General features: G+C 67.7%; 13 protein-coding genes. All 13 read left to right on the top strand.

Annotation, left to right across the window (positions count from 1 at the left end):
• Window positions 1-48: 48 nt before the first annotated feature.
• The 13 genes from AC4MBH_RS24490 to AC4MBH_RS24430 all read left to right on the top strand — a co-directional run bounded on the left by AC4MBH_RS24490 (window position 49) and on the right by AC4MBH_RS24430 (window position 16,549).
• Window positions 49-1,251 carry an IS30 family transposase gene (locus AC4MBH_RS24490; RefSeq protein WP_491793048.1) on the top strand — a complete coding sequence of 401 codons (1,203 nt, stop codon included), beginning with the start codon at window positions 49-51 and terminating at the stop codon, window positions 1,249-1,251.
• Between the two features lie 406 nt (window positions 1,252-1,657).
• Window positions 1,658-2,809 carry a sensor histidine kinase gene (locus tag AC4MBH_RS24485; protein ID WP_491798031.1) on the top strand — a complete coding sequence of 384 codons (1,152 nt, stop codon included), beginning with the start codon at window positions 1,658-1,660 and terminating at the stop codon, window positions 2,807-2,809.
• Window positions 2,796-3,500, top strand: a complete 705-nt coding sequence (locus tag AC4MBH_RS24480; RefSeq protein WP_491798030.1) for a response regulator — start codon at window positions 2,796-2,798, stop codon at window positions 3,498-3,500. The genes AC4MBH_RS24485 and AC4MBH_RS24480 overlap by 14 nt, the downstream gene beginning before the upstream one ends.
• A gap of 730 nt (window positions 3,501-4,230) precedes the next feature.
• Window positions 4,231-6,447 carry an MMPL family transporter gene (locus AC4MBH_RS24475; protein WP_491798029.1) on the top strand — a complete coding sequence of 739 codons (2,217 nt, stop codon included), beginning with the start codon at window positions 4,231-4,233 and terminating at the stop codon, window positions 6,445-6,447.
• Window positions 6,448-6,822: 375 nt separating this feature from the next.
• Window positions 6,823-7,665: a phosphatase PAP2 family protein gene (locus tag AC4MBH_RS24470; protein WP_491798028.1), complete on the top strand. Its 843-nt coding sequence runs from the start codon at window positions 6,823-6,825 to the stop codon at window positions 7,663-7,665.
• Between the two features lie 508 nt (window positions 7,666-8,173).
• Window positions 8,174-8,908 carry a DedA family protein gene (locus AC4MBH_RS24465; protein ID WP_491798027.1) on the top strand — a complete coding sequence of 245 codons (735 nt, stop codon included), beginning with the start codon at window positions 8,174-8,176 and terminating at the stop codon, window positions 8,906-8,908.
• Between the two features lie 888 nt (window positions 8,909-9,796).
• The gene (locus tag AC4MBH_RS24460) at window positions 9,797-10,819 is read left to right on the top strand and encodes an ABC transporter ATP-binding protein (RefSeq protein ID WP_491798026.1); all 1,023 of its coding nucleotides are present in this window, start codon (window positions 9,797-9,799) and stop codon (window positions 10,817-10,819) included.
• A complete protein-coding gene (locus AC4MBH_RS24455; protein ID WP_491798025.1) occupies window positions 10,816-11,565 on the top strand; it encodes an ABC transporter permease in 750 nt (249 codons plus the stop codon). The genes AC4MBH_RS24460 and AC4MBH_RS24455 overlap by 4 nt, the downstream gene beginning before the upstream one ends.
• Window positions 11,566-11,641: 76 nt before the next feature.
• Entirely contained in the window at window positions 11,642-11,845 is a 204-nt protein-coding gene (locus AC4MBH_RS24450) for a hypothetical protein (protein ID WP_491798024.1), read from the top strand.
• 1,068 nt (window positions 11,846-12,913) lie between these two features.
• Window positions 12,914-14,062 (top strand): hypothetical protein, encoded by a 1,149-nt coding sequence (locus AC4MBH_RS24445; RefSeq protein WP_491798023.1) that lies wholly within the window; start codon window positions 12,914-12,916, stop codon window positions 14,060-14,062.
• 237 nt (window positions 14,063-14,299) lie between these two features.
• Window positions 14,300-15,034, top strand: a complete 735-nt coding sequence (locus AC4MBH_RS24440; protein WP_491798022.1) for a hypothetical protein — start codon at window positions 14,300-14,302, stop codon at window positions 15,032-15,034.
• Window positions 15,035-15,363: 329 nt separating this feature from the next.
• Window positions 15,364-15,723: an ANTAR domain-containing protein gene (locus tag AC4MBH_RS24435; RefSeq protein WP_491798021.1), complete on the top strand. Its 360-nt coding sequence runs from the start codon at window positions 15,364-15,366 to the stop codon at window positions 15,721-15,723.
• Between the two features lie 139 nt (window positions 15,724-15,862).
• A complete protein-coding gene (locus AC4MBH_RS24430; RefSeq protein WP_491798020.1) occupies window positions 15,863-16,549 on the top strand; it encodes a hypothetical protein in 687 nt (228 codons plus the stop codon).
• Window positions 16,550-16,710 lie beyond the last annotated feature (161 nt).

Raw genomic sequence — 16,710 nt, 5'->3', positions numbered from 1 at the left:
GGCGGTCTCTAGGTCCCAGTGCAACACCTTGATCTGGGGGTGTTGAGGGTGCCGCATGGTGTGGCTGTTGGGGGCGTGGTCCGCGAGGCGTTCTGGGGGTTGCTCAGGGCGGGTGTTCATCCCGATGCCGCGGCGTTGGAGGTGGGTGTGTCGGTGTGGGCTGGGCGTAAGTGGCTGGCTGATGGTGGCGGGGTGATTCCTCCACCTTCACGGGCCGGGCAGCCCGGGCGCCGCTATCACCGTCTGAGCGCGGAGCAGCGCGAGACGATCGGATTGATGTCGGCTGCTGGCCGCGGGGACGCCGAGATCGCGGTGGCCGTGGGCTGTGACCGGTCCACGGTGTGGCGTGAGCGGCGCCGCAACGCCAACGCCGGCGGGGACTATCGTCCCTCCACGGCACAGCGCAAGGCTGAGGCCCGGGCGTCGACCACGCACCGCACGACCTCAAAGCTAGCCACGCCGGGGCCGTTACGTGACTACGTCATCGCCGGGCTGCAGGCGTTGTGGTCACCACAAGAGGTCGCGGCAAGGATCAAGATGGACCACCCCGAAGACCCCGCGATGAGGGTTTGTGCCGAGACGATCTACCAGTCGCTGTTCGTCCAGGCCCGCGGCGGCCTCAAACGCGAGCTGACCGTCCACCTGCGCACCCAACGCCAGCGCCGCACGCCCCGGGCCAGGTCCAGCCACGACGAACGGCGCGGGAAGCTGGTCGAGACGATCCCCATCAGCCAACGCCCCGCCGAGGCCATCGACCGAGCCGTCCCGGGCCACTGGGAGGGCGACCTCATCGTGGGTCGCGACAACGGCTCGGCCATCGGGACCCTGGTCGAGCGCGCCAGCCGCTACGTGCTGCTGATCCACCTGCCCGGACGCCGGACCGCCCAGGCGTTCTACGACGCGATCGTGCCGACCATCAACACCCTGCCCACCGAGCTGAAGCGATCCCTGACCTGGGACAACGGCAAAGAGATGGCCATGCACCGCCAGATCACCCTGGCCACCGACATGGCCGTCTACTTCGCCGACCCCCACTCACCGTGGCAACGCGGCTCGAACGAGAACACCAACGGCCTGCTGCGTCAGTACTTCCCCAAAGGAATCAGCCTGCGCCAGTTCGACCCCGACCACCTCGCCACCGTCGCCCGCCAACTCAACGGCAGACCCCGCCAGACCCTGGACTGGCGAACCCCAGCCGAGACCCTCAATGACATGCTCGGCCGACCGTTCGAACCACCGGTGTTGCGTTAGGACCTAGAGACCGCCGGCGTGATGACGCTCTACCTCTCCCGGAGTAGAGAGACCTAACGCGCGCAGCCCGACTCGTGGCAGCTCCCCGCGGCTCTCGGCGTGGTCGGGCGGAGCCCGCAGCGCGGCACGAGCCCGTCTGGATGTCGCCGCGCCCCGAAGCTGCTGTCTCAGCAGAGCCGAGATGGGCCCGTGGTACTACACCACCCCAGGATCCGGTACCGGGGGCCGGAGACGACTCGACGGTACGGCCCTACCGTTGGTGGGCAGCAGTCCGGTCGGCACCGCCACCCGGGATGGGCGACACCCGCCCGCTTACCAATCTGTCGGCGATCGGTGCTACGAGGCGGAGGATTGAGGTCCGGTGAATTGCAGACCAGTGAGTCGCGTGCGATCGATAGACGCACGTGTGCCGGTCGTCTGGGACGTCGCCCTTGTTCTGCTCTGCTCGGTCTCAAGTCTCACAGCCTCCCCCGTACTTGACGCGTACGGGTGGGCGGCAACCGTCGCCATCAACGGTGCCGTAGTGCTGCGGCGCCGCGTCCCCGTTGTCGCCCTCACGGTCGCTTTCAGCGCGCTCCTACTCATAGCGGGCCTCGCCGTCACAGACGTGACCGAGATGCCGTGGGTCTATCTCGCTGTATGGGTCCTCTTGTTCAACTTCGGTCTCCGTACGCGAAGCCGCCCTGCTCTCCTCCTGACCGGGGTCGTTCTCCTTACCGCCCTGACGGCGGTCCTGGTCCCAGCCTACGAAGACGAGGTCCTTACGACCGCTACGCGGCTTCGTGGGGCCCTGTCCGTCCTTGGGATGTGTGCGGCTTCGTACCTGCTCGGAGGCCTCGTCCGGAGCCGCATTGCGCAGGGGGTCCTCGAACGAGCAGAGGCGACTCGAACTGCCGTCCTTGCCGAACGAACTCGGATCGCGCAAGAGCTGCACGACATCATCGGTCATAACCTTTCGGTGATCACGTCGCTGGCCAACGGGGGCGCAGTCTCGGTGAGAAGCACTCCTGAGGACGCTGTGCGTGCCTTCGACGCGATCGGGAAGGTCAGCCGTTCGTCGGTCCGAGACGTTAGAAGGGTCCTGGAAGTGTTGCGCAACGACGACAGTGCTCGAGGCGTGGCGCTCACACCGCAGCCGGGACTCGCTGACGTGGTCGAGTTGGTCGACTCGGCGACAGCGGCAGGTGCCCGAGTTGATTGGTCGCTCTCCGGTGACCTGGACGGCATGTCCGACGGTCGCCAATTGGCCATCTACCGGATCGTCCAGGAGTCGCTGACCAACGCGATTAGGCACGCAGGGCCGAGTCCGTCGATCGAGGTGAGCGTCGCGCGCGATGGTGCAGCGCCGGAGGTCCAAGTCATGGTTCGCAATAGCATGGGGCCCCACGTGGCTCAATCCGGCGGGACAGCCGGGTCGAGGCACGGCATCATCGGCATGACCGAGCGGGCACAGGCTTACGGGGGCGAAGTGCACGCCGCCCCGCGTGCGGGTCATTGGACGGTCCGGGCGAGGATCCCCCTAGACGCTGCGGAGGACGTCACTGATGCAGGAGATTGAAGACGCTGTGATCAGGGTGATGATCGTCGATGATCAGCCGTTGCAGCGCATGGGAGTGAGTATGTTCTTGGCTGGCCAGGCAGGCATCGATGTGGTGGGCGAAGCCGGGGACGGGGGCGGTGCCGTGCGCGAGGCCCGCTCGCTCCTGCCGGACGTCGTGCTGATGGATGTCCGGATGCCCGGCACGGACGGTATCGCGGCGACTCAGCAGATCATTGAGGGCAAGACCGACGCGACGACCGGTCCGTGGGTCCTGCTGCTGACGACCTTCGATCTCGACGAGTACGTGCTGGCAGGACTAGAGGCCGGGGCTAGCGGATTCTTGACCAAGGACGCCGAACCCGGTGAATTGCTCTCTGCCATTCGCGCCGTTGCGGCCGGCGACGCTGTCATTGCCCCCAGTGCCACGCGCCGACTCGTCGAGCGCATTAGGGCCCGAGCGCCCGAGCAGACTGCCCACCGTTCGAGCGAGCCGGCCGACCTGGGTGTCGAAACCCTCACGGCACGTGAGGGCGAGATTCTCGTGTATATCGGCAGCGGCCTTACGAACGCCGAGATCGCAGCCGAGCTCTACCTGGCGGAGTCGACGGTGAAGAACTACGTCGGCCGAATCTTCGCCAAGATCGGCGCGCGCGACCGCGTCCAGGCCGTCTTGGTCGCCGTCCGCGCCGGCCTGATCGACCGGGACTAGTTGTGAAGATGCTGCGCCCCTCTCGTGCAGTTGCGTGCGGCGCGCCCGTGGCTTGGTGAAGCCACCCGCGAGGGAGTGGAGACCTAAGGCGCCGCCCGCTGACACGAGTCCTTCACGGCCCCCATAGGCACTGGCATGGCCCCTTGCGCCGTCCGCAACTAGCCCGATCGCCCCACGAGCGGGGTCGCCGGCTAGCACGGCGGCGGCTTCATCACGCCTAGTGCCGCTCGGACCAGGGGTGGACTAATCGCAAAACGCGGAGGGGGCTCGAGATTGCAGACCGCTTCCGGTGCGGCATCAACACGCTACGACCCACGCCCATGACGGTGCGCAAGATCGCGGCCTAGCGGTGGACGCCGCTACCGGCTCATTCGCAGCTAGGTTCGACACGCGCGCCCCGTCGATCAGGCGAGCTTCACGCTGCTCGCCGAACCCGCTTTCCTACATCGACAACGCTCGCCCAATCCATGTGCCGCTACGAACGCAAACGCCCGGGTGAACTGACGCGTCGACGTGCACATCGGTGAGCCGCCGCGTTCCCGGTAGCGATGATCCATTCCCTTGACAGACCGGCCTGAGGTAGCGCCAGCCGAGGGCGGCCAGCTGATTGCAGTACCGCAGTACTGCCGCCTCGGTCTCTAGGCACCACGTAGTCGCTACCACGGCTACTGCTGGTCACGGCGTGGTCTCGCAAGTCTGGGGCAACCCAATCCAGACAGAGGAATCAACCATGGCAATCTTGCTCTCCCGGCTCGGCCGGACCGCCTTCAGAAGGCGACGACTGTTCCTGGCGATGTGGATCGTCCTGCTCGGCGTGGTCGGTGTCGGCGCAGTGACGCTCAGCGAACCGACCGGCGGCGCGTTCTCGATCCCGGGCACGGAGTCCCAACGTGCGATCGACCTACTCGACAAGCGCCTTCCCGAAGCAAACGGCGCGTCGGGACGAATCGTCTTCGCCGCCCCTGAAGGGGACTCGCTCAACCCGCCGCAGCAAGCTGCCATGAAGCAGGCGCTTGCGGAGGTAGGAGAGGCCTCCGGCGTGGCTGCTGTGAGTGACCCCGTGGCTGATGGACTCGTCTCGGAAGACGGACGGATCGCGTTGGCGCAGGTCACCTTCACCGCCAACGCGGACAACCTCGACGACAGGGTCCGCGAGGACGTCCAGAGCGCCGCCCGCAACGCCGAAGATGCGGGCCTGCAGGTCGAGTTCGGCGGGGATGCGGTCGTGGCCCCTGCGGAGTCGCCGCTGGCCGAGGTGATCGGCCTACCCGTCGCGGCCCTCGTCCTCTTCATCACCTTCGGGACGCTCCTGGCGGCCGGCCTACCCCTGCTGACGGCACTCATCAGCGTCAGCACAGGACTGGCCGGGATCTTCGCCGCCACCAGCATTTTCGACCTCAACGCCAGCGCCATCACCGTGGCTCTCATGCTGGGGCTCGCCGTCGGCATCGACTACGCGGTCTTCATCGTGTCGAGGCATCGAACACAACTCCATCGAGGCGCCACTCCAGAGGACGCGGCAGCACTGGCGGTGGGAACCGCCGGCAGCGCTGTCGTCTTCGCCGGCGCCACCGTGGTGATCGCGCTCGCAGCGCTCAGCGTCGTCGGCATCCCCTTCCTCACCGCCATGGGCTTAGCCGCCGCCGGGACCGTGGCCGTGGCCGTGGTCGTCGCCGTCACCCTCGTGCCTGCACTGTTGGGCTTCGCGGGAACCCGGCTGGCCAAGGGCAAGAACCACGAGACGGGCCCCCGCTCGCAGAAGCCGACGCTCGGCGCCCGGTGGGTCGCGATCGTCGTCCGTCGCCCGCTCGCCGCCACTCTCCTTGTCGTGGTGGCTCTCGGCGCGGTCGCAGTCCCCGTGCTTGACATGCGACTCGGCATGCCTGACGACTCCGTCGCTGCACCCGGGGAGACCAATCGTGAGGCGTACGACTTGCTGTCGGCCGGGTTCGGACCCGGGTTCAACGGTCCGCTTGCGGTCGTGGTGGACGGTACCGACGTTGCCGAGCCGGCTCAGCTGGTCGCGACCGAGCTTGCGAAGTTCGACGATGTCGCCAGTGTCGGCGAGCCCGAGATCGCTCCTGACGAGGAGACCGCGATCATTTCGGTGGTTCCCGAGAGCGGGCCTTCGACGCAGGAGACCAAGGACCTCGTCGACGCAGTTCGGGACCGCGCGAACGAGCTGGAGGAGAGTTCCGGGGCTGAGATCATGGTCACCGGCCAGACGGCCGTAAACATCGACATCGCCGACAAGCTCGGAGGTGCGCTGCTGCCGTTCCTTGGCGTGATCATTGGGCTGGCCATGTTGCTGCTCATGTTGGCGTTCCGCTCGATCATCGTGCCACTCACCGCGATCGCAGGGTTCCTCCTCAGTATCGGAGCGGCCTTTGGCGGTGCGGTCGCGATCTTCCAGAAGGGATTCGCCGCTGAACTGTTCGGGGTCGAACAGACCGGACCGATCGTGTCGCTGATGCCGGTGATCATCATCGGCATCCTGTTCGGACTCGCCATGGACTACCAGGTCTTCCTGGTCTCGCGGATGCGTGAGGAGTATGTTCACGGCGCCGACCCCACCACGGCGGTGACGGAGGGCTTCCGGCACGGCGCCCGAGTCGTCACGGCAGCCGCGCTCATCATGGGAGCAGTCTTCGCCGGGTTCATCCTCGGCAGCGACCCCATCATCAAGTCGGTCGGATTCACCCTTGCGTTCGGCATCCTGGCCGACGCGTTCCTGGTCCGCATGACCTTGATCCCGGCGGTGTTGAAGCTCGTCGGCGCCCGCGCCTGGTGGCTTCCGCGGTGGCTCGACCGCTTGCTGCCTCGGGTCGACCTCGAGGGCCAGGCGCTCGAGCGTCACGGAGCCGGGGGCGCCGACCCGGCCGCTCATGAGTCGGTCGCCGAGCCCGTCGGCGCTGCCGGACCGCTGACCCTCGGGAAAGATGCCTGACGGCACTCACTAACCGGTGGACCGGCCCGGCCCAGCCGGCTCCACCTCCAGGTTGCACGGCCACCCGGGCTGGGTGGCCGTGCAACCGTCCATCGCGTCTCTGCTTCAGCTGCGAGAGGCGCTAGTAGGCCGGACGGTCGCTGGTCACGACCGTTCCGCGCCCGGACCATTTTCTGTCCGGCGCGCTCGGCCACGCGCCACACCAATCACGGCCACTACGGCTGATCAGTGAAGCGGAGGAGCAGGATGCGCATCTTGGAACGCAGGCGGACGCGACCTGCAGATTCATCGCAGGCGCCGAGTGCTTCGGCTGCCAAGTTCCGCGGGTTTCTCGCGCGCGCTGTGGTCGAGCTCACGCTCGTAGCGGGGTGCTTCTTGCTCTACAACGCTGGTCGGTTGGTGATCCGGCACAGGCTCCACCAAGCAGTCGTGAATGCCGAATTCGTTCACGACATCGAGAGCACCTTCCATCTGCCGTCGGAAGCCACGATCCAACGGGTTGCCGATTCGGTACCGCACCTATTGGCGGCCGCTAATCATTACTACGTCGCAGTCCATTTTCCGCTCATGGTTGCGTTCCTCGCTTGGGGCTTCTGCTTCCGGCCGCGTGAGCAGTATGTCTGGGCGCGAAACCTCCTCCTTGCGCTCACGTCGATGGCCCTAGCCGTGCACCTCGTGTTCCCGCTGGCGCCACCGCGGATGTTCCCCGAATGGGGCTTCACCGACACGCTGGCGGGATTCGGGCTCTCGCCATATGACGGGAGTGCAGCCCAGTTCGCCAACCAGTTCGCCGCGATGCCGAGCCTGCACGTCGGCTGGGCGCTCCTCATCGCTGTGGTGCTCGACCGGACCGGACCGCGCCCGCTCGCCGCGGTCGCGGCAGCGCACGCAACCATCACGGTGCTCGTCGTCATCGTCACCGCGAACCATTGGTGGTTGGACGGATACGTCGCCGCGCTGCTGCTCTATGTCTGCGTTCGAGTCTTTCCCCGACCCGGCGTTGTGCGCCGCCCCCGTCTCCTGCGTCGCGACACTTCCGCGACGGGTGCCCTGCCGCCTGCTCCGACCGAAGTTGCTCGACCCGGTCGTGCAGCCGTTGCCTCAGCGCTGCCCTTCCACACCGGACCGCTGTCGTCACACGGGCCACTGAGCGCAGTCGAACCGCAGAATCCCGAGCCGCCCCGGCTCAACGCCTCGACACGGAAGGACGCTGACTAGTGCTGATGACAACGAGCAGGCGCCGCTACGCCAACCTTTCACAGGACCCGGTGCCGCGGTCGACGGTCACCAGTCGCCAAGATCTCGCGTGCCGCCTCGCATCGGAAGCCCTTCAAACCGTTCCGATCACGCGACAGTACGAAGTGAGACCCGTCCGCCCGCTGCGACAAGCATGGTCCTTGCCTCGACAAGGCGTCCGGGTCGTAGTGTCGAATCGGACTAGGCGTGAGCAAAGAACGGTCGAGCTCGACGTCGCACGTCGTCTCGAGGCAAGGTTGCATCGAACGCACCAGGCTCGCGCCTACGTCCTGGCGCGCAACGTGGCGCCTGCCACGGTCGGCGCCGCCCGCGTCTCGGCGGACATGCCGTTGTTGCCTGCGGGGCGAAACAGTCTCCCAGGTCCCGGGCTCCGCCGTCGTAGTCGACGGAGCCGATGCCGCGCGCGCCGAGGTGTTCGACTCCCGTCGGATCGCCACTCTGGTCGTGGGTTGCCTGCCGTGGGCCCGTCATGACGCTCTCCTCATTCATCGCGGTCGCTGACCAATGGACCGCTCCGCTGGCCTTCGTCCTTGCGTACGCCGAGAGCGCGATCGGCCTCGGCGTGATCCTGCCGGGCGAGGTTGGGATCACCGCGCTGGCCTCGTCAGCCGAAGCGCCGCAGCGTGCCTTGATCTTCGTCGTCGTCACAGGGGGGGCGGTTCTGGGGGACCACACCGGCTACTTCATCGGACGGCGGATGGGGGACCGGCTGCCGCAGACCAGGCTCGGGCGGCGCATCGGAGTAAGTACCTGGAACGCTGCTCGACGAACCATGGACCGTCACGGATCCCTGGCGGTCCTTATCAGCCGTTTCATGCCTGTTGTCCGTACGGTCGTCCCAGCTGTCGCAGGCATGGCCTCTCTGAGTTATGCGCGGTTCGCGCGAGCTTCCGTCGCCGGTTCATTGGGTTGGGCCGCGCTATGGGTTGGCGCCGGCGGTCTGGTGCACCACATGAGCGGCGGATTGCGGACAACGCTGATGGCGGCACCTCTAGCGGCCGTCATCCTTATAGCGGGCGGCCGGAAGGTGCGGCGGACGGTTCGACGGCGCAGAGCCACGGGTAGCGCATCGGCTCAGTCGCTTCTGACCAACGAAGCTACTGGCGAGACCCCGGCCCAGGTACCGACGGGCGTCGCAGGTCTCGGGAAGGCCCCCCAGGGACGGCTACCGGCAATTGGTTCCGGTAAGAGTGACACCGAATGATCGTGGTGCGAAGAGTCGGAGGATTCACTGCAGGACTCCTCGCTGCCATTGCGATAATGATCCCGGTCCTAGCCGCAGAGGACCTCGCCGCTGCTTTGGGGGCGGTTGCTGTGGGACTGGCCGTCTGTTACGTCGCTGCCGCATGGCGGGCCTTGAGGTACGTCGCCCTGGGGGGTGCTGTTGCCTTCGCCGGCTGTGAGGGCATCGCGCTGGCTCCAGTCCTGAGGTTCGCGATCGGTTGAGCGCGCCCGAGGCGACGGTGCGGATGACGATCCGGACTGACTGACCGGCCGCCTCCGTCCGTCGGTAGACCAAACTGCCTCGCATGCGCAGATCCGCGAGCAAGAGGATCGCGGCCTTGAGCTGGTCCGAGCGTCGTCGGGGACGCGCGAGCCCGGGCTTGATTCCGATCTCGGACGTTCGCGCTGCGGCCAATGATGAAGGCGCCCGTCCAACCTCACCATGCGCGCTTTAGGAGCCGGCATGCGCACGCCACCGGTGCAAGGTCATGCGGTCGGATGACCGGCGCGAACGCACGCTGCGCGCTCGGCGATCGGGTGGACACGGCGACAGGGAACGCTGCGGCAGCCGTCCCAAGGGCTCGATAGGGCTCGCGTCCTGCCACCAAGCGCCTGAAATACTGGCCTGCCGTCCCTGGAGCGCTCAGCCGCTACAAGAACGTGAGCTGGACGGGCCAACCCACCAACGGTCGTTGAGGTGATTGGCATCCCCTGCCAGCCACCTCGTGAGCCGGGCACTGCCGACTGCAGTCGCAGCGCCGGCCCTATCTGCGTAGGCCCGCAGTACCCCGCAACCCCCGGGGGTTGTAACCAAGCTCAGTACTACGGGCCGACGACGTCCCTGCCGGGAGTTCATAGCGTCGGGTCCATGGTTCTCAAGTTGACGAACGCTTCCAACAACCACCCACCGTCGGCCCCGCTCGAAGCGGATCAGGAACGTGTCGCGCCCGGGACGCCAGACGGGGCGGGGCCACAACCGATGGCCATCGTGGCCAGAGGTCTCACCAAGCGCTACGGCGCTCGCGTTGTCGTCGACGACCTGTCGTTCACGGCGCGTCCCGGTGTTGTCACTGGGTTCCTCGGGCCGAACGGCTCTGGCAAGAGCACGACGCTGCGCATGCTCCTCGGCCTGGCCAGGCCGACCGCGGGTTCGATCACCATCGGTGGCCGCCACATCGGAGCGCTCGACAACCCGGCACGCACCATCGGCACCCTGATGGACGCGCGGTCGGTCCACCCTCAGCGAACGGCAGGCAACCACTTGCTTGCACACGCCAGGGCGGCCGGGCTAGGCCGCGCGCGAGTCGCAGAGGTGCTTGAGATGGTCGACCTGAGCGAGGCCGCGTCGCGACGTGCCGGCGAGTTCTCGCTAGGGATGCAACAGCGCCTCGGGATTGCTACAGCGCTCCTCGGAGACCCCCCGGTCCTTGTCTTCGACGAGCCGCTCAACGGGCTGGACCCCGAAGGTATCCGCTGGTTGCGCAATCTAATGCGCGACCTCGCAGCCGAAGGCCGCACAATCCTGTTCTCAAGCCACCTGATGTCCGAGATGGAGCTCACCGCCGACGCCCTGGTCGTCATCGCACAGGGACGACTGATAGCGGAGGCGCCACTCGACGAATTCGTGCGCACCCATACCTCGCCGGCCGTCATCGTCCGGACGCTTGAGTCAAAGCGACTGGCCGCAGCGCTTGCCCACGCGGGCATGACAGCCTCTGTGGGGCTGGACGGCGCACTGCGAATCGAGGACGCAGAACCGGCGACCGTCGGCCTGGTCGCCGCCGCCGACGGTATCGCCCTCGAGGAACTCGGCCGACAGCGAGAGTCCCTCGAGGACGTGTTCCTGCGCCTGACCCACCACGACACCGACACCCGGAGCCTCGCATCATGAACACCCTTGCCTACGAGTGGACCAAGCTCCGCAGCGTCCGGAGCACATGGATCGCGGTCGCAGCGACAGTCCTGTCCGGAGTCGCCCTAAGCGTCCTCGGAGCCTCGGACGTCCTCTCCGGATCCGCTACCGACCTCCCGACGGACTGGGACCCCACCGGAGCGAGCCTGAAGGGTTTCCTGTTCGCCCAGCTCGTCATCGGGATGCTCGGTGCGCTCGCCATCGCGCCGGAATTCGCAACCGGAATGGTCGGTACCAGCCTGTCCTTCGTCCCTTCGCGCTCTCGTCTGCTCAGCGCAAAGGCGGCCGTAGTCACCGTCGTCGCCCTGCTCACCGCTGTCCTCACAACGGCGATCAGCTTCTTTGCCGTGCAGCTCATGCTTTCAAGCGCGGACCTACCTTCTGCGAGCCTCGGCGACTCCGGCGTCCTCAGGGCCTTGGGAGTAGCCGTCTTCTACCTAACCGCGGTCGCTCTGCTCGGTGTGGCCATCGGGATCATCACTCGCTCCACCGCCAGCAGCCTGGCGATCCTGGTCGGTGCGCTTCTGCTCGTCCCCGCTCTCGCACCCGGCATCGTCGGGGATGCGACCGCCAAGTTCTGGCCGATCACGGCTGCACAGTCGGCCTACTCCACCCTTCGGCTCCCGGACACGGTGGCTCCCGGCCTCGGAGTCGTGCTCCTCGCAGCCACCGCCGTCCTGGTCGGCGTCGCCAGCCTCGCGGTCTTCCGGGCTCGCGACATCTGACCGAACTAGCCGGGAGGTCGCCCGCGACCGACGCAACGTCAGCCGTCACCTGCGCCGCGTCCTGGACGACGCCGGCATGCCATGGGCCAGCGCCAACACGTTCCGCACGACCGTCTGCGACCTGGTGACGAGGACCATGAGCGGCATCGAGGCCGCCAACGTGCTGGGCCACGCCCGCCCGTCGATGACCTACGACCGCTGCGGCGACCGGCCCCAGACGCCGGTCGGTGCGTCGGTCGTACTGGCTGAGGTCGTCCCGTTCGACCAATCAGGGGAGTAAAGGGGTCACTGGCCGGAAACGACAACAGCCACCGACCTGTGTGGCCAGGTCAGAGGCTGTACGGCACGGCATCAGGGACTCGAACCCCGAACCTGCGGAGTAAGCCAGCGGGTTTCAGCGTAGTTCACGCAGAATCACGAATCCCTGTCAACTGAGCCTGAAAGTCCTCAACCCATCATCGATCGCCATCACCTCAGATCACGGCTGGCCATGCTGTATTCGGGGAGCAAAGGGGGAGTTTTCGGGGCGCACCGGTCGAGCTCTTTCGCCCTCGGCGGCACCCGTCGCCACGCAACCTGCCCCGAGGCGGCGATTGACGCACCCGAGATGCGCCCTGTCCGCGGCATGACCGGGCGCTTCGCCCCGTCCGGGCATACGCATGCGTTCACTCGATCGCGCGCTGGTAGTTCCACCGCCAGACGATCTGGGTTACCCCCACGAGTGAGACCACCACGGCTACCAAGTTCAGCGGCCCATCAGCCGGCCCCATGTCTATGACGTAGACAGCAGTCCCAATTGCAAGCAGGAGCCAACCGAGCCACAACGGACCACGTGCCTTCAGGGGCTTCGGAGGTAGATCGCTCATGCACGCACCGTAGAGCGTCTGAGTTCGACGGTAAACGTGCAGTCGAGGCGCGTCCGCAAGTCGGTGCGAGCGGGCGTATCGGCCCGCAACCGAGCGTGGTCTTTGGACCCTGTTCACGGTCGTCATCGCGGCCATCAGCGAGGCCGGGGCTGCGCCCGCAGCGCGGCAAGAGCGTGCGTCTGCGAGCGCACGCTAGGCGGCATGGTCGGGCACGTCGGGAGGAGGATGTCACCCATGAGATTGGCGGCAACGCTGTCCCTTTCCCTTGAAGTCCTTGCGCATCCATCGGATGCGGGGGCCGATGCCGCACGATGCGGCGTGAGCGCTGCGGGAGCAACGGTCGGTCGCAGCCGGTTCGAGGCCTGTGCGGACAGCCGCTTGGAGTCTTCGACGGGCGCCGACGTCGAGTCGAAAACCTGGCCAGGCCATCAGGCACGAGCGAAACGGCCCGGCACGCCTTCCCGGTCACTACTGTTCGCGCGGTGAGGATCGTCCTGCATGCTGGCCTGCACAAGTCGGCAACCACGTCGATCCAGGTGGCCTGGGGTCGAGCCTGGAGCGAACCCGGCGCCGTGTGGTTCCCGCGCCGTCCGGGAACGTCACCGGGTCATTCCTACCTGTTCCGACCCCACTTGAGGGCGTTCACGGAGCGCCTCGACCCGGACCTCGTGTTGATCTCACTCATCTCGGACGCTCGGCGTGATGACTTGGGCGCGGTCATTGCCCAGGCGGAGCGCGAGCGCGTCCAGACCCTGGTGCTCTCCTCGGAAGACCTCGACCGGGTGCGGCCCGAGGACGTGCCGGCCCTTCTCGCAGCTCTCGGCGCGCACGACCTCACGGTCCTCATCACGGCGACCCGACCAGCGCACCGATGGTGTGCCAACTGGCAGACCATGGTGCGCAGAGGAATGCATGGGTACCCGTGGTCGGCCGCGCGCACGATCGAACGGATCGCTGCGCTCACGCCGGGACGCCTGGAGACCTTGACCAGGACGTGGCCGGCTTCCCGCGTGGTCGTGAGGCTCGTCGAGACGGAACCCGCCGATCCCGACCTGCCTCACGCTCTTGCGGCCAACGCCGGGCTACCGGAGTTCGCCGCAGACCCGACGTTGGGGGCACGGAACGCCTCCCTCGGCGTCGATGTCGACGTCCTGCGGCGAACCAACGGAGCGGGCCAGGGTCTGGGGTGGGCGGGGGGTGGCGCAGAGCGCGTCAGTGAGCTGCGCGGCCGGGGTTTCACCTACCGCGACCGCGCGGTGCCGAGCGACGACTTCGCCTTGACCGAGGAGGTGTGGGACGCGGCTCGCGCCGAGGAGCAGTTCTTGCGCACGTTGCCGGTGGACCGGGTCGAGCTGGACGACCCGAGCGGGTTGTTGGACCGATGGCTCGATACCGCGGTGCCTGACTGGTACGCCGCGATCAGCCGCCGCGAGGCGGTCATACCGCAGCTCGACCCACTCCCGGGCCTCGACGAGGAGTTGTGGCGCTCGCGCCAGGAGGCCGCGGCGTACAAGGTGCTGCTCAAGCGCAGCGAGGAGCAGACCAAGGTCCTGCGCCGCCGGCTCAAGCGGCGGAACGCCCTCATCGAGACGCTCGAGAATCAGCACGACCGTTCCGGCTGGGCTACCTAGGCACTCTGGGGCCGAGCTCGGCGAGCCGGCTGGACGCAGTAGGTCCCGAGCAGCGCGGACATGTCGACGACCGGCAACCCGGCGAGTGGCCCGCTGGTGCGGAAGGGGATCAGCGCCCACCAGGTGATGCGCGTCGTCGGGCAGCCGTACCCGCGCCGCGCGCGCCACAGGTCGTGAGCTGGGGCTCCTACCAGCAGGCCGAGAACGCGGTGCCGGCGTTCCCCGAGGGTCGGCGCCGTGGCCGTCTCCGCCGGCATGTGGATGGCGGGCGCCATCCTCGACGACGGCTCGATCGTCACCTGGGGCAACGGCGAGCACACCCAGGTCCCGACGGGCCCGGCGGGCGCCGCCCCGGTCGACCTCGACTTGGACCGCTACCGCTCCGCCGTCGTCTTCGGCGCTCTCGCCAGCACGGCGGCGCCCACCGTCAGCGGCACCCCGCAGCACGGCACCGCGCTCGTGGCCACGCCCGGTGAGTGGTCGAGCACTCCCGACGACGTGCACTACCAGTGGCTCGTGCACGCGAACGGCACCACGACGAGCGTCGGCACCGACTCCAGGACGTACACGCCCACCGCCCAGGACGCTGAGGACGGCGGCACCCTCAGCGTGACCGTCACCGCCGAGAAGGACGGCTTCGTCCGAGGACAGCGACCTCGTCACCGTCGGCGCGGGCACGCTCGACGCGCCCACGGTCGCGGTCCCCGGCAGCGCCCGGGTCGGGAAGGTCCTGGCTGCGGCGGTCCAGGACGACCCGGCGGCCACCGGCACGTCGTACCAGTGGCTGCGCGGGACCGCCCCGATCGCCGGCGCCTCCTACCGCACCTACCGGGCGGTGGCGGCCGACCTCGGCCACAGGATCGCCGTCCGCGTGACCAGGGTCGCCGCGGGCTACGACGCCGCGACCGCGACCTCGGCACCGACCGGGGCCGTCGCCCTCGGCGCGACGACGCTGAGGGTGAGCGCGCGTAGGTGGTGACCCTCGGCGCCAAGGCCGTCATCAAGGTCCGCGGCCTGGCAGCGGGCGAGCGGTTCACCGTCACCCTGGCAGGCAAGCGGGTCGGCGCTCGCGCGACCTCCGCCGGTGGCGGGACCGCCAAGGTCCGGGTCACCGGGGAACGTGGCAAGCGCGCAGTGACGGTTGTGGCCAGCCTCCCCGATCGGAAGGGGACTACGACGCTGCGCGTCGTACCCTTTCGATCAGCGCGGCCGGCAGCCAGTCCTGCACGAAGAGCCGACCGGGACCAGCGGTGTCTTCCCGTTCTCTACCCCTTGTTGTCGCGCGCAACTAACCTCCCTCAGTGGACGCAGACAAGCGCGTGGCGGGGATCGCGGAACTCTCGCGCGCTCTAGGTGACAGTCGCAGCATCGAGATGGCTCTCGGGATCGTCATGGAGCGATACAACCTCGACTCAGATTCTGCCTTTGCGACGCTCGTCAACCTGGCAGGCGCTGAAGAGACCAAGGTGCGGCAGGTCGCGACCCACCTCGTCGAGACGGGCGAGCTCGGCGTCGCCGTGTGCCAGGATCCTCAACAGCCAACGTCAGACACGCGTCGTGCGCGGAGCGGGGACCGTGCGGCCCTGGAGGGCGCTGCCCGATCTGGTTGCGTCGGCGGTCCTCCGCTAGGGGTAGTAGAGGGCCGCCACTCGGGCGGTTAGACCTTTTCGATCAGCGCGGCTGGCAGCCAGTCCTGCACGGTGAGCCAGTCGCCGTCGACCCAGCGCCGCTGGATGACCCGGGCGGGCATGGCCCGTGCGGGCCATGGTGGTGCACTCGTGAGCCACCTAGGTTCGGGCGATGACAACCACACCGCGTCGCCTGTCTCCGTCCGTGGTCGTGGCGGTGGCTGCGCTGCTCGTCGCGGGCGGTTCTACGTCGTATGCAGCCGGCCTGGCGCGCAACAGTGTGGGCACCGAGCAGCTCAAGCCCAACGCGGTGACGGGAGCCAAGATCAAGGACGGCACCGTGGTCGGCGGCGACCTGCGCGACGGCGCAGTCGGTGGGGCTGAGGTGCGAGACGGCAGCCTCACCGGGGCCGACCTCGCCGGCGGCAGTGTCGGGCTCGCCGACCTCGCGCCCGCCGCTGCCCCGCAGGGCGACCACACGATCGTGACCTACGTGGGCGAGACGGACGGCAGGGTGGAGCTCATGCGCACGCCCGACTTCGTGCTGAGCATCGAGTGCCGCCTGGAGACCCATACGGCGTACCTCAACATCAACGCACCCGACCCCAACGGGTTCCTGACGACGATCGGGACCGAGACACGCTCGGACGAGTTCGGCGTCCGCACGAACCCGATCATCCAGGCCGGCGTCCAGCTCTACGCGCAGGCACCACAGGGTGCGGGCGGCACGTCGGTCTACCAGGGATCGATCCGTCACGGCACCCGTCCCTGGGTCCGCATATCCGCCTCGGTCCGGGCCGAGGACTTCATCGGCACCCAGGGCTGCCCGGTGCAGTTCGTCGCGACACCCGGCAGGTGATCCGGGGGCCGGGTCAGACCTTCTCGATCAGCGCGGCCGGCAGCCGTCTTGTAGGTCAGGCGTGGTGCCACAAGGTTGGTCAAGCAAGACCATGGTTAAGAAGTAAAGTATGGGTGTCTGAGTTGCGCGTTTGCACGTCTGTCATTCGGTTGGCTCGCCCG

The sequence above is a fragment of the Nocardioides sp. WJ219 genome, assembly GCF_058559815.1.
This window is presented reverse-complemented; position numbering and strand designations above follow the sequence as displayed.